Source organism: Ancylobacter mangrovi (assembly GCF_024752335.1).
GTDB lineage: Bacteria > Pseudomonadota > Alphaproteobacteria > Rhizobiales > Xanthobacteraceae > Ancylobacter > Ancylobacter mangrovi.
Window position 1 is genome coordinate 136091 of sequence record NZ_JANTHY010000006.1, and the last position, 13704, is coordinate 149794.

A 13704-nucleotide genomic window follows, 5' to 3' on the forward strand; every position below is an offset into this window, starting at 1 on the left:
CCTGCCGGGGAGGCGGGTCGCGCTAGCGGACCTGCCTAACCCTCCAACCGCCTGAGCAGGCCGCGATAGATCTCGTCGTCGTCGCATAGGCCGGCGAGCCGGCCGAGGTCGTCCACCAGCAGGATCGGCAGCTCGGTGTGGCGCTTCAGCTCGATCGCCGCCTTCAGCCTCAGATCGACCGGCGCGATGATGCAGTCGCTGGCGATCGCCAGCTTGTCGTCGATCGCCCCGGCTTCGCCGTCGGCGACCGCCAGCAGTCCGGCGCGGCCGTCGAGATCGATGGCGATCGGCCGGCCCTCCGGATCGACCTTCACCTTCACCCGTCCGGCCTTGTCCAGCACCACGGCGTCGCCCTCGCGCGGCAGGCCCGCCGCCGGGCGCATCACCGCCGTGCCGCGCAGCACGTTGAGCGGGTTCATGTGCTTCACGAATTCGGCCACGTAGTCGTTGGCCGGGCGCAGCAGGATGTCCTCCGCCGTGCCGGCCTGCACGATGCGCCCGCCCTCCATGATGGCGATCTTGTTGCCGAGCTTGAGCGCCTCGTCGAGGTCGTGGCTGACGAAGACGATGGTCTTGTGGATGCGCCGCTGCAGGTCCAGCAATTCGTCCTGCAGCTTGTCGCGGATCAGCGGGTCGAGCGCGGAGAAGGGCTCGTCCATCAGCAGGATCTCGGCGTCGGTGGCGAAGGCGCGGGCGAGGCCCACGCGCTGCTGCATGCCGCCGGAGAGCTCGTTGGTGTATTTCTCGGCCCAGTTGGTGAGGCCGACCATGGCGAGCTTCTCGTCGACAATGCGGGCGCGCTCGGCGGCCGGCGTGCCGCGCAGCTCCAGTCCGAAGCCGACATTGTCGCGCACCGTGCGCCAGGGCAGCAGACCGAACTGCTGGAACACCATGGAGACGGTGTGCATGCGGATGTCGCGCAGCGTCGCCTCGTTGCAGTGGGCGACGTCGATCGCCGTGCCCTTGTGCTCCACCAGCACCTCGCCGCGCGCCACCTCGTTCAGCCGGTTGATGGCGCGCAGGATGGTGGACTTGCCCGAGCCGGACAGGCCCATCAGCACGCAGATCTCGCCGCGCTCGACGGCGAGGCTCACCCCGGCCGCGCCGAGCACGGAGCCGGTGGCGCTGAGGATCTCCTCGCGCGAGCGGCCTTCGTCGATCAGCTTCAGCGCGCCCTTTTGGTCGTTGCCGAAGACGATGTCGATGTTGCGGAATTCGACGGCCGGCATGGATGCCTCCCCGCTCAGTTCTTGCGCGAGCGGCGCTCGGGCCGCTTGCACACGCGGTCGAGCACGATCGCCAGCACGACGATGGCGAGCCCGGCCTCGAAGCCCATGGCGATGTTGACGGAATTGAGCGCGCGCACCACCGGCTTGCCGAGCCCGTCGGCGCCGACCAGCGCCGCGATCACCACCATGGAAAGGCTGAGCATGATGCACTGGGTCACGCCGGCCATGATGGTGGGCAGCGCATGGGGCAGTTCCACCTTGAACAGGAGCTGCGTCGGGGTGGCGCCGAACGCCTTGCCCGCCTCGTGCAGCGCCGGCGGCACCGAGGAGATGCCGAGATGCGTGAGGCGGATCGGGGCGGGGATGGAGAAGATGACGGTCGAGATCAGCCCCGGCACCGCGCCCAGCCCGAACAGCACCAGCGTCGGGATCAGGTAGACGAAGGTCGGGATGGTCTGCATCAGGTCGAGGATCGGCCGGATGGCAGTGTAGAGCCAGGGCCGGTGCGCGGCCGCGATGCCGATCGGCACGCCGACGATGACGCAGACGAGGGTCGCGCAGATGACGAGGGAGAGCGTCTCCATCGTCGCCTCCCAGTAGCCGAGATTGGCCACCAGCAGCAGCGCGGCGAGGATGAAGACGGTGAGCCCGATCGAGCGGTGCACCAGCCAGGCGGCGAGGGCGAACAGCGCGATCAGCAGCAGCGGCGGCACCCAGAGCAGCACGGCGGTGAAGCCGCCGATGAGCCCGCCTAGCACCAGCGAGATGAAGTCGAAGACGTTCTGCCCGTGGGTCGTCAGCAGGTCGACGAAGTCCCTCAGCCAGAGCCCCAGCGGGATCTTGTGATCGGTCAGCCAGTCATACATGGGGTCCGGCCTCGAATGCGGGTTTAAGCGAAGGGCGCGGCCGCTCGGCCGTCACCGCGGGAGCCGCCCGCCCGCCGGCAGCGCCGGCGGAACGGGTCACGCAAGGTGGCCTGCGCCCGCCCGGGTGCCGACCACATACGCGGCGCCTGCGCCGGGCCCGAAGCGGGGCCCCGCCCGCCGGGGACGGGGCGCCGGCGTTCAGAGGCCGACGCTGGCCTTCACCGCGGGAACCGCGGGCTTGCCGTCGATCGTGGTCACGCCGGCGAGCCAGGGCTCCCACACCGTCGGGTTGGCCTTCAGCCACTTCGCCGCCGCCTTGGACGGCTCCATACCGTCGAACAGGATGTAGCCCATCACCACGTTCTCGGCGTCGAGCGAGAACTTCAGGTTCTTGATCAGCGCGCCGACATTGGGGCACTCGCTGACATAGCCCGCGCGGGTATTTGTGTAGACCGTGGCGCCGCCATAGTTGGGGCCGAACACGTCGTCGCCGCCCGACAGGTAGCTCATCTTGTACTTGGAGTTCATCGGGTGCGGCTCCCATCCGAGGAAGACGATGGCCTCCTTGCGCTTGGTGGCGCGCTCGACCTGGGCCAGCATGCCCTGCTCGCTGGATTCGACGAGATCGAAGCCCTTCAGGCCGAACTTGTCGTCCTTTATCATGTCGAGGATCAGCCGGTTGCCGTCATTGCCCGGCTCGATGCCGTAGATCTTGCTGTCGAGCTTGTCGCGGAACTTGGAGATGTCGGCGAAGGACTTCAGCCCCTCGTCATAGAGATAGGTCGGCACGGCGAGCGTGTACTTGGCGCCTTCGAGGTTCACGCCGATGATGTCGACGCTCTTGTCCTCGCGATAGGGGGCGAGGTCGGCCTCCATGGTCGGCATCCAGTTGCCGAGGAACACGTCGATGTCCTTGGTCTGCATGGACTTGTAGGTCACCGGCACCGAAAGGACCTGGGTCTTGGTCGTGTAGCCCAGCGCCTCGAGGATCGCCGAGGTGACGGCGGTGGTGGCGGTGATGTCGGTCCAGCCGACATCGGCGAAGCGCACCGTCTTGCAGGCGGCGGGCTCGGCGGCCGCGGCGCGGGGCGTGGGAAGGGCGAGGGTGAGACCGAGGGCGGCGGCGGCCATGAGTCCCGCGGACACGAATTTCAAGCTGCGCATCGTTGCTGTTCCCGTTTGCATCCTGGCGGGATCCTGGATCCGGGCGGCCATCACGCCAAGCCCGCCACGACCCGTCTCGACAAGTCGGAGTCCGCACGCCGGTCGCGTCGAGCGGGGGAGCCGCTCCGCCGGACGGCGCCGCGACGGGCCCCGACGGCACGCGAACGCGAACGACTCTGGCAGCATCGCAGGGCTGGTGCGTGCACCAGCCCGATACCGGATGCGGCCTCTGGAGGCTTCTTTTGAATAAGTATTCAATACGCCTATTCCGCATTTGTCACGCGTAATTTTTACCCACGCACCCTCTGATTCATGCGCTCATTCCGGGCATTTTGGCCCGATGCGCCGGCGCGCTTGAACCTTTGCGACACAAGGGATGACCTCACCCGAGGGGACTTTGCGCCCTTGAGCAATCGATGTATTATTCAGTCATTCAATAATGCCCATTCAGCGGTGCGACCGCCCGATCAGGGAGACGATGGTGGCCTCGACCGATGCGCATTCGCCCACTCACGCCTCCACCCATCACCCCGCCCGCGCGAGCGAGCCGTCGGGCCCGCGCCACCTCGCGTCCGGCGCCGAGGAGATGCGCCGGCGCGAGCCGGAGGATGTGCGCCGCCGCCAGCTCATCGAGGCGACGATCGATTCCCTCGCCGAGATCGGCTTCAACGCCTCGACGCTGGCGCAGATCGCGCGCCGCGCCGGCGTCTCGCCGGGGCTGGTGGCGCACTATTTCGGCGACAAGGACGGGCTGCTGGAGGCGACGCTGCGCTCGCTTTCGCTGCGCCTCTACCGTGCGACCGCCAGCCGGCTGCGTGTCGCGCATGGCCCGCGCGCCCGCGTCCAGGCGCTGATCGACGCCAATCTGGCGCCCGAGGAGTTCGACCAGCGCACCTCCAGCGTCTGGCTCGCCTTCTGGGGGCAGGTGCTGCATTCCGAGCGCCTGCGCCGGGTCCAGCGCGTCTATCAGGCGCGCATGCTCGCCAATCTGCGCCACGATCTGCGCGACCTCGTCGCCGCCGGCGAGGTGCACCGCCTCGCCATCACCATCGCCGCGGTGATCGACGGGCTGTGGCTGCGCTCCAGCCTTTCCGCCGCCGGCGAGACCGATTCGGTGAGCGCGCGGCAGGTCGCGAGCGCCTTCGTCGACGCCCAGATCGCCGCCGCGCCGGCCGCGCCAGTTGATGGACCCAGAATGAGCATGCCCCTTCAGACCCATGCCGGCCATATCGGCGGGCGCTACCGCCCAACCGGCGGCGAGACCTTCGAGACCCGCAATCCCGCCACCGGCGAGGTGCTCGCCGCGATCGAGATCGCGGGCGAGGCCGAGATCGAGGCGGCGGTCGAGGCGGCGCGCAAGGGCCAGAAGCTGTGGGCGGCGATGACCGGGGCCGAGCGCGGGCGCATCCTCAAGCGGGTCGCCGACATCCTTCGCGCGCGCAATGACGAGCTGGCGCGGCTCGAGACGCTCGACACCGGCAAGCCGATCCAGGAGACCAGCGTGGTTGACGTGCTCTCGGGCGCCGAGTGCATCGAATACTATGCCGGCCTCGCCGCCTCGCTCTCGGGCGAGCATGTCGATCTCGGCCCGTCCGCCTTCGGCTATACGCGCCGCGAGCCGCTCGGCATCGTCGCCGGCATCGGCGCGTGGAACTATCCCCTGCAGATCGCCTGCTGGAAGTCGGCGCCCGCGCTCGCCTGCGGCAACGCCATGATCTTCAAGCCCGCCGAGCTGACCCCGCTCACCGCGCTGAAGCTCGCCGAGATCATGGCCGAGGCGGGGGTGCCTGAGGGCGTGTTCAACGTGGTGAACGGCTTCGCCGACACCGGACGCCTCATCACCCGCCATCCCGCCATCGCCAAGGTCTCGCTCACCGGCGAAGTCGGCACCGGCAAGAAGGTGATGGCGGACGCCGCCGGCACGCTGAAATACGTCACGCTGGAGCTCGGGGGGAAGTCGCCGCTGATCGTGTTCGACGATGCCGATCTCGACGACGCCGTCTCCGGCGCTCTGCTGGCGAATTTCTATTCGGCCGGCGAGGTCTGCTCGAACGGCACCCGCGTCTTCGTCCATGAGCGCGTGCGCGAGGCCTTCCTCGACAAGCTGGTCGCCCGCGTCGGGAAGATGGTGGTCGGCGACCCGCTCGATCCGGCGACGCAGGTCGGCGCGCTGATCTCGCCCGACCACATGGAGAAGGTGCTGTCCTACATCGCCCGCGGCCGGGCGGAGGGCGCGAAGCTGCTCGCCGGAGGCGGGCGCGTCACCGCCAACGGGCTCGACAAGGGCTGCTTCGTCGCGCCGACCGTGTTCGACGGCTGCGCGGACGAGATGGGCATCGTGCGCGAGGAGATCTTCGGCCCGGTCATGGCCGTGCTCTCCTTCGCGGACGAGGACGAGGTGATCGCGCGCGCCAACGACACCGAGTTTGGCCTCGCGGCCGGCGTGTTCACGCGCGATCTGGCGCGCGGGCACCGTGTCATCGCGCAGCTCCAGGCCGGCACCTGCTGGATCAACCACTACAACGTCACGCCGATCGAATTGCCCTTCGGCGGGGTGAAGCAGTCGGGCCTCGGCCGCGAGAACGGGCGGGCGGCGATCGAGCATTACACCCAGCTCAAGAGCGTCTACGTCAATCTCGGCCGCGTCGAGGCGCCCTACTGATGAGCGCCGCCGCCGAGAGCTTCGACTATGTGATCATCGGCGCCGGCTCGGCGGGCTGCGTGCTGGCCGACCGGCTGAGCGCGGACGGCAGCCACCGCGTTCTGGTGCTGGAATATGGCGGCTCGGACCGCTCCATCTTCATCCAGATGCCGAGCGCGCTCTCCATCCCGATGAACATGAAGAAGTACAACTGGATGTACGAGACCGAGCCGGAGCCGGGCCTCGGCGGGCGCCAGTTGCACTGCCCGCGCGGCAAGGTGCTCGGCGGCTCGTCGTCGATCAACGGCATGGTCTACATGCGCGGCGCGCCGCAGGATTTCGAGCGCTGGCAGGAGGAGGGGGCGCAGGGCTGGTCCTATGCCGACGTGCTCCCCTATTTCCGCCGCGCCGAGGGACGGCGCGAGGGCGGCGACGAGTATCGCGGCGGCGAGGGCCCGCTCGGCACCAGCTACGGCACGCTGAAGAACCCGCTCTACGGCGCCTTCGTCGAGGCGGCGCGACAGGCCGGCTACCCGGCGAGCGAGGACGTCAACGGCTACCGGCAGGAAGGCTTCGGCCGGATGGACATGACCGTGAAGAACGGCGTGCGCTGGTCGGCGGCCAATGCCTATCTCAAGCCGGCACTGAAGCGCCCCAACCTCAAGGTCGAGACCGGCGCGCGGGTGCAGCGCATCCTCTTCGAGGGGCGCCGCGCAGTCGGCGTCGCCTATGCGCGCGGCAGCCAGAGCTTCACCGTGCGCGCCGCGCGCGAGGTCATCCTCTCCGGTGGGCCGATCAACTCGCCGCAATTGCTCAAGCTTTCCGGCGTCGGTCCCGCGGACGAGTTGAAGGCGCACGGCATCGATGTGGTGGCGCACCGCCCCGGCGTCGGCGAGAACCTGCAGGACCATCTCGAATATTACTTCCAGTTCGCCTGCACGCAGCCGATCTCGCTCTATGCGCATATGGGGCTGTTCGCCCGCGGGCTGATCGGCGCGCGCTGGCTGCTGACCGGGCAGGGGCTCGGCGCGACCAACCATTTCGAGACCTGCGGCTTCATCCGCTCGCGCCCGGGCATCGCCTCGCCCGACATCCAGTTCCACTTCCTCCCGCTTGCCGTCACCTATGACGGCAAGGGCATGGCGAACGAGCCCGGCTTCCAGGCCCATGTCGGGCCGATGCGCTCGAAGAGCCGGGGCTGGGTGCGGCTGAAGTCCGCCGACCCGTTCGAGGCGCCGCGCATCCGGTTCAACTATCTCACCCATCCCGACGACATGGCGGAGATGCGCGCCAGCGTGCGGCTGACCCGCGAGATCTTCGCCCAGCCCGCCTTCGATCCCTATCGCGGGCGCGAGATCCAGCCCGGCGCCGACTGCACCTCGGACGAGGACGTCGACGCCTTCGTGCGCGCCCACAGCGAGAGCGCCTATCACCCCTCCTGCACCTGCAAGATCGGCGGACCCGCCGACCCGATGGCGGTGGTCGACCCGCAGCTCCGGGTGATCGGCGTGGAGGGGCTGCGCGTGGTGGATTCCTCGGTGATGCCTTCCATCACCAACGCCAACCTCAACGCGCCGACCATCATGATCGGCGAGAAGGGGGCGGACCACATTCTCGGCCGGGCGCTTCTGGCGCCGTCCAACGCGCCCTATTACACCGCGCCGAACTGGCGGACCGCGCAGCGCTGACGGCCCCGCGCGTTCAGCCGCGCAGCACGCCGATATCGCGCAGATGGGCGAGGATTTCCCGCGCCGCCTCCTCGGGCGGCGGGTCGACCAGCACCCGGCCGCCGCCGCTGGCGGCCTCGGTCGCGGCTTTCAACCGCTCCGCCGCGCTGGCACCGGCCGCGCTCTTCGCGATCAGCTTCGGGCGCGGGCGATAGGCGCGCTCCTCGATCGCCCGCTCGCCGCGCGGGGAGGCGATGCCCGCCCGCTCTTCCACCACGCCCCGGCGCCGCGCGGCATAGGCGAAGGGAAGCGGCGCGGGCGCGGCGGGATGAACGGTGACGAGCGCGGGCAGGCGCACCACCAGCCGGCGGCGCGCGCCCTTGGGCAGCGCCTGCTCGACCAGCAGCGTGCCGGGCTCCGGCCCCTCGCGCAGCGCGCTCGCATCGGCGACGACCGGCAGGCCGAGCGCGCGGGCGAGCGCATAGGGCAGGAGGCCGCTGTCCTCGCCGCCCTGTCCGACGCGGCCGGCGAGGATCAGCGCGGGCTTTTCCGCCCCTAGCGCCGCGACGAGGCTCGCCAGCGGGTCGTCCGCCTCGCCGATTTTGAGATGGACGAGCCGAGCCAGCCCGTGGCCGAGCGCGTCCGCTATCGTCTCGGATGCCGGGCCGGCATGAAGGCCGGTCATTTCGGCGCCGAGCGCGTGGCCGAGCCCGATCGCCTGCATTTCCACCGGCACCGGGCAGGGCTGGCCCGAGACCGGATGGCGCCCGGCGGACAGCAGCACGGCGACGTTCATCGGCTCACGCATCGACCGCCTCCATATCGCTTTCGCCCGCGCCCGCATCATGCGTCTCTGCGTCGGCTGCCTTCTCGGCGAGCAGGCTCAGCAGCGCCGGCATCAACTTCTGCGCGTCGGCGACGATGGCGAGCCCGGCCCGCTCGATCATCGCCGCGTGGAGATCGGTGTTGACCGCGACCACATGCTCGCAGCGCGCCACGCCCTGGAGGTGCTGCGGCGCGCCGGCGATGCCGAGCGCGAAATAGCAGCGCGCCTCCAGCACCGTGCCGGACGCGCCGACCTGCGCGGCGCGCGGCATCAGCCCGGCGTCGCACACCACGCGGCTGGCGCCGGGGGTGGCGTGGAGCGCTTCGACGAGGTCGTGGAAGCTAGCGAAGTCGGTGATGCCGTTGCCGGCCGAGACCACGAAATCGGCCTCGGCGAGCGGCACGCGCGACGGGTCGGCCGGCACGTCGTCGGCCGAAAGGATTGCCCCGGGCGGCAGCGGGGGAAAGGCGAAGGCGACCTCGAGCGCCTCGTGCAGCGAGCCGGCATGGGGCGCGGCGGCATCGGCGGCGAGGGTGAGGAGGCGCGGCGGCGCCATGCGCTGCTCGGTGCGCCGGCCGGCGGTGGGGCGGGTGACGGCGCGCGCGGTCAGGCTCTCGGCGCCGGCGAAGAGCGGCTCGCCGGTGAGCGCGGCGAGGCGGCGGGCGAGGTCGCCGCCTTCCGGGCTCTCGGGCAGCAGCACGTGGCGGACGTCGAGGCCGGCCAGCACGGCCTGCAGCGCCATCGCCCGGGCCTCCGGGTCGTAGCCGGTGACGGGCAGGGCCAGCACGCGGTCGGCGCCGGCGCTGGCGAGCTCGTCCGCCGGCGCGCCGGCGAGCGCTAGCACCGCGCCGCCACCGGCATCGGCCAAGAGGCGTGCGGCGCCGAGGAGCTGGCGGTCGTGCGGGGTGAGACGACCGCCCGGCGCGTCGGGCACGGCGGCGACGAGGAAGGCGGGCTCGGGAATGGCGACGAGGCGGGCGCCCGCCTGCGGCTCCGGCGCGCGGGGGGCCGGGGCGAGGTCGAGGGCGGCGACGCGCTGGGTGCGGTCGAGCCGAAGCCGCGCGGTGCCGGGCACCTGCGCCAGCCGGAACTCCGTGCGCGGGTCGCGGCGTGCGCGCCCGTGCAGGCCGGACGGCGCGGCGGCGAGGTCGAAGCGCGGGCGCACCGCGCCCTCGACCTGGTGGCGGGAGCGCTCGCCGCGCGGATCGCGGCGGACCCGGCTCACGCGGCCGGCTCCCGGGCGCGGGCGGGAATCGCCTCCACCGCCTCCAGCACCAGCTCGGCGATGTCGCGCACCTCGGGCCGGGTGCCGGTGACGCCTTCGAGCATCGCCGTGCATTGCGGGCAGGCGACGGCGACGATGCCGGCGCCGGTCTGCGCCGCCTGGTCCATGCGGATGTCGGGAATGCGCCGCTCGCCCTCGATGTCGCTCAGCGGCGCGCCGCCGCCCCCGCCGCAGCACATGGAGCGCCGGCCCGAGCGCTCCATCTCCACGCGCGCGAGGCCGAGCCGGTCGAGGAGGCGGCGCGGCGCGTCGATCTCGCCATTGTAGCGGCCGAGATAGCAGGGGTCGTGATAGGTCACGCTCGCCTTCAGCGGCGCCACGCCGAGCCGGCCCGCCGCCACCAGCTCGTCGAGGAACGCGCTGTGGTGCACCGCCTCGTAGATGCCGCCGAGGGCGGGATATTCGTTGCGCAGCACGTGCAGCGCATGCGGGTCGGGCGTGAGGATGCGGCGGAAGGAATGACGCGCCAGCGTCGCGATGTTCGCGCGGGCGAGGCGCTGGAAGGTGGCCTCGTCGCCGAGGCGCCGGGCGATGTCGCCGCAGTCGCGCTCCTCCTCGCCCAGCACGGCGAAGTCGACGCCGGCGAGCTGCAGCAGCCGCACCAGCGCGCGCAGCGTGCGGCCGTAGCGAAGGTCATAGGCGCCCTCGCCGAGCCAGAGCAGCACCTCGGCGCCGCCCCTGGCGGAGATGAGCGGCAGGTCGAGCCCGGCGGCGAAGTCGGTGCGGGCGCCGAGCGGGCGGCCCTGCGGCTCGTCGGCGTAGCGCAGCTCGGCGAGCGGGGCGGCGGCCTTCTCCGGCAGCGCGCCGAGCTCCAGCGTCTGGAAGCGGCGCAGCGCGACGATGGCGTCGACATGCTCGATCATCATCGGGCATTCCTCGACGCAGGCGCGGCAGGTGGTGCAGGACCACAGCGTGTCCGGGTGGATCATCGCGCCGGCGCCGACGATGGGCAGGTCCGGCCCGCCGATGCCGGCGACCTCGCGCGCATGCGGGTAGGGGCTGCCGGCATAGGCGGCGTTGGTCTCGCCCGGCACCATGGCGGTGGCGAGGTCCTGGATCAGCCGCTTGGGGTTCAGCGGCTGGCCGGCGGCGAAGGCCGGGCAGGCGACCTCGCAGCGCCCGCACTGGATGCAGGCGTCGAAGCCGGCGAGCCGGTTCCAGGCGAAGTCGGCCGGGGTGGCGACGCCGAGGCGCGGCGCCTCGAGGTTCAGCGGCGCGAGCGCCGTCTCACGCCGCCCCTCGAAGCGTGCCGCGCGCGGATGGGCGACGAGGTGCAACGCCCCGGCGAAGGCGTGGCGCATCGGCCCGCGGTCGAGCTGCATGGCGAGGCCGAGACCGCCCGCGGCGGCGAGCCACAGGCCCGGCCAGGCGAGCGGCCAGACCGATCCCGCCAGCGCCGCGTCGAGCGCGACCAGGAAGGCGCCGCCGGCATAGGCGGCGAGCAGGAGCGGCAGGCGCTGGAATCTCCCGCCCGACAGCCGTGCCGGCCTTTCAGGGTAGCGCCGCCGCCCGACCATGAAGCCGCCGGCGAGCGCCACCGCGAAGGCAAGCGCGACCAGCGCCCAGAACAGGCGCGAGGCGCCGAGCGGGGGGATCAGCGCCAACAGCGCGAGGGCCGAGCCGCCCAAGAGGCCACCGGCGGCGAGCGCGTGCATGCGCGCGGCATAGGGGTCGCGGCCGACGACGTGGTGGACGTCGACGAGGTAGCGCTTTGGCAACGCCATCAGGCCGCGCATCCAGTCGACCTTCGCCGGCCGGCCCGCGCGCCACAGCCGGGCCCGTCCGCCGGCCATGACGGCGGCGATCGCGGCGAGGGCGAGGATCGCCAGCGAAAGGCTGAACGCGGCCTCCGTCATCGGCGCCTCCCGAGGGGGCCTTGCCGGAATGCTATCCCGGCGTGCACGGGCGTGCGGGAGGGGAGGGTGTCCGCGGCTCCGGTCCCTGTCCGCGCGGCGCCCATGGCCGCCTCACAGGTCCTTGCACAGGCGCAGCGCATCGTAGATCGCCGCGTGGATGTTGCGCCCCGCCCAGGCGTCGCCCACGCGGTAGAGCGCGAAGCCGGGCCGTCCGGTCCATCGCTGCGGGCGGCCGGCGACCAGCGCGTCGAGGTCGGTCTCGCCGTCATTCACCGATTTCCCGCGCAGCGCCTCGAACAGGCCCTCGACCGGCAGCGTGCCGTAGTCGACGACCACGCGGTCGATGACGCGCTCCTCCTCGGCGTCGGTCATGGTGTTGCGCAGGGCGGCGACGAGGCGGTTGCCTTCCGGGTAGATCTCGATCAGCTCCATGTTCGGCGTCATCACGACGCCCAGCCGGTAGAGCTCGCGCAGGTGGATCGGCTGGTTGGTGGTGCCGACCTCCTCGGCCACCATGCGGTCGTGGGTCGCCACCTCGACGAGGCAGCCGCTGCGCGCCAGCACCTCGGCGGTCGAGGCGGCGTTGTGGCCGCCGATCTCGTCATAGACCAGCACCGAGCCGGTGGGCTCGACCCGGCCGGTCAGCACATCCCAAGTGGTGACGGCGTGCTCGTGGCCCTTCGCATGGCCGGCATTGGGTAGGCCGCCGGTCGCCATGATGACGACCTCCGGCGCCTCCGCCAGCACCGCCTCTGGCGTCGCCTCGGTGCCGAGCCGGATGTCGACGCCCTTCTTCGCGACCTGACCGTGGAGCCAGCGCGGAATGCCGGAGAGCGCCTCGCGCCACGTCGCCCTGGCGGCGATGTTGATCTGGCCGCCGACCACCTTCTCCTTCTCGAACAGCACCACCTTGTGCCCGCGCTCGGCGCTGACGCGCGCGGCCTCGAGCCCGCCCGGGCCGGCGCCGATGACGACCACCTTGCGCACCGTCTCCGCCTTCGGGATCACGTGCGGCATGGTCGCCTCGCGCCCCGTCGCCGCGTTCTGGATGCACAGCGCGTCGCCGCCGACATAGATGCGGTCGATGCAGTAGCCCGCGCCGACGCACTGGCGGATGTCGTCCTCGCGGCCCTCGGTCAGCTTCTTCACGAGGTGCGGGTCGGCGATGTGGGCGCGGGTCATGGCGATCATGTCGACATGGCCCTCCGCCACCGCCCGCGCGCCGGTGGCGAGGTCGGTCACGCGCTGGGCGTGGAAGATCGGCACGTCGACCTCGCGCTTGATGGCGCTGGGCAGGAACAGGAACGGCGCCACCGGGAACGACATGTTCGGCAGCGAGATGGCGTGGGCGATGTGGTCGCGGGCTTGGCCGCCGAGGATGTTCAGGAAGTCGACCAGCCCGCGCCGCGCATATTCGGAGGCGATGGCGACGCATTCCTCGTGGCTGAGGCCGTCGGCGATCATCTCGTCGCCAGACATGCGCATGCCGATGACGTAGTCCTCGCCCGCCGCCTCGCGCATCGCCTCCAGCACCTCGATGCCGAAGCGCATGCGGTTCTCCAGCGAGCCGCCATATTCGTCGCTGCGCTGGTTCACGCTCGGCGACCAGAACTGGTCGACGAGGTGGCCGTGGGCGGCGGAAATCTCGCAGCCGTCGAGCCCGCCCTCTTTGCAGCGCTTCACCGCCTCGGCGAAGGACGTCACCACGCGGCGGATGTCGTTCCTGTCCATGGCGCGCGGGATGGTGCGCGAGGCCGGCTCGCGCCGCACCGAGGCGGAGAGGGTGGGGAACCAGTTCTCCGTGTCCCACTTGGTGCGCCGGCCCATATGGGTGAGCTGGATCATCAGCTTGGCGCCGTGGGCGTGCACGCGCTCGGCGAATTGCTGGAAATAGGGAATGACGCTGTCGTCGGCGACCGAGATCTGCGCCCAGGGCGCGGCTGGGCTGTCGATGGCGACAGAGGAGGAGCCGCCGAACATGGTGAGGCCGATGCCGCCCTTGGCCTTCTCCATGTGGTAGAGCTGATAGCGCTCCTGTGGCTTGCCGTCCTTGCCGTAGCCGGGCGCGTGCGAGGTCGACATCACCCGGTTGCGGATGGTGAGCCCCTTGATGGTCAGCGGTTTGAGCAGTGCCTCGGCATTGGCGATCATGGGGGTCGCGCGCGCTCCT

At 71.2% G+C, this 13704-nt stretch carries 9 protein-coding genes; 2 read left to right on the forward strand and 7 right to left on the reverse strand.

All coding sequences use genetic code 11. The features are described 5' to 3' along the window. Positions 1–35: 35 nt before the first annotated feature. The 3 genes from choV to NVS83_RS16085 all read right to left on the reverse strand — a co-directional run bounded on the left by choV (position 36) and on the right by NVS83_RS16085 (position 3259). Positions 36–1229, reverse strand: coding sequence for a choline ABC transporter ATP-binding protein (gene choV / locus NVS83_RS16075; RefSeq protein ID WP_258740223.1), 1194 nt, complete (start codon positions 1227–1229; stop codon positions 36–38). A gap of 14 nt (positions 1230–1243) precedes the next feature. After that, positions 1244–2095 (reverse strand): choline ABC transporter permease subunit, encoded by an 852-nt coding sequence (choW, locus tag NVS83_RS16080; protein WP_258734760.1) that lies wholly within the window; start codon positions 2093–2095, stop codon positions 1244–1246. A 198-nt stretch (positions 2096–2293) separates the two neighbouring features. Further along, positions 2294–3259 (reverse strand): choline ABC transporter substrate-binding protein, encoded by a 966-nt coding sequence (locus NVS83_RS16085; protein ID WP_258740224.1) that lies wholly within the window; start codon positions 3257–3259, stop codon positions 2294–2296. A gap of 586 nt (positions 3260–3845) precedes the next feature. On the opposite strand from NVS83_RS16085, the gene betB reads away from it, so the two are divergent. Both betB and betA read left to right on the forward strand, forming a co-directional pair. After that, positions 3846–5921, forward strand: coding sequence for a betaine-aldehyde dehydrogenase (gene betB / locus NVS83_RS16090; protein ID WP_258740398.1), 2076 nt, complete (start codon positions 3846–3848; stop codon positions 5919–5921). Next, entirely contained in the window at positions 5921–7588 is a 1668-nt protein-coding gene (gene betA, locus NVS83_RS16095; protein ID WP_258740225.1) for a choline dehydrogenase, read from the forward strand. Before betB ends, betA begins: the two co-directional genes overlap by 1 nt. A 13-nt stretch (positions 7589–7601) precedes the next feature. On the opposite strand, the gene NVS83_RS16100 is transcribed toward betA, so the two are convergent. The 4 genes from NVS83_RS16100 to NVS83_RS16115 form a co-directional block, all read right to left on the reverse strand. Then, positions 7602–8363 carry an adenine nucleotide alpha hydrolase family protein gene (locus NVS83_RS16100; RefSeq protein ID WP_258740399.1) on the reverse strand — a complete coding sequence of 254 codons (762 nt, stop codon included), beginning with the start codon at positions 8361–8363 and terminating at the stop codon, positions 7602–7604. 4 nt (positions 8364–8367) lie between these two features. Continuing rightward, positions 8368–9618 carry an electron transfer flavoprotein subunit alpha/FixB family protein gene (locus tag NVS83_RS16105; protein WP_258740226.1) on the reverse strand — a complete coding sequence of 417 codons (1251 nt, stop codon included), beginning with the start codon at positions 9616–9618 and terminating at the stop codon, positions 8368–8370. After that, positions 9615–11534: a DUF3483 domain-containing protein gene (locus NVS83_RS16110; RefSeq protein WP_258740227.1), complete on the reverse strand. Its 1920-nt coding sequence runs from the start codon at positions 11532–11534 to the stop codon at positions 9615–9617. The genes NVS83_RS16105 and NVS83_RS16110 overlap by 4 nt, the downstream gene beginning before the upstream one ends. Positions 11535–11645: 111 nt before the next feature. Further along, positions 11646–13685, reverse strand: coding sequence for an NADH:flavin oxidoreductase (locus NVS83_RS16115; protein ID WP_258740228.1), 2040 nt, complete (start codon positions 13683–13685; stop codon positions 11646–11648). Between the last annotated feature and the right edge of the window lie 19 nt (positions 13686–13704).

Excerpts from the sequence above, each read along its gene's own strand:
- choV (WP_258740223.1), bottom strand. The coding sequence starts at position 1,229 with ATGCCGGCCGTCGAATTCCGCAACATCGACATCGTCTTCGGCAACGAC.
- choW (WP_258734760.1), bottom strand. The coding sequence starts at position 2,095 with ATGTATGACTGGCTGACCGATCACAAGATCCCGCTGGGGCTCTGGCTG.
- NVS83_RS16085 (WP_258740224.1), bottom strand. The coding sequence starts at position 3,259 with ATGCGCAGCTTGAAATTCGTGTCCGCGGGACTCATGGCCGCCGCCGCC.
- betB (WP_258740398.1), top strand. The coding sequence starts at position 3,846 with ATGCGCCGGCGCGAGCCGGAGGATGTGCGCCGCCGCCAGCTCATCGAG.
- betA (WP_258740225.1), top strand. The coding sequence starts at position 5,921 with ATGAGCGCCGCCGCCGAGAGCTTCGACTATGTGATCATCGGCGCCGGC.
- NVS83_RS16100 (WP_258740399.1), bottom strand. The coding sequence starts at position 8,363 with ATGAACGTCGCCGTGCTGCTGTCCGCCGGGCGCCATCCGGTCTCGGGC.
- NVS83_RS16110 (WP_258740227.1), bottom strand. The coding sequence starts at position 11,534 with ATGACGGAGGCCGCGTTCAGCCTTTCGCTGGCGATCCTCGCCCTCGCC.
- NVS83_RS16115 (WP_258740228.1), bottom strand. The coding sequence starts at position 13,685 with ATGATCGCCAATGCCGAGGCACTGCTCAAACCGCTGACCATCAAGGGG.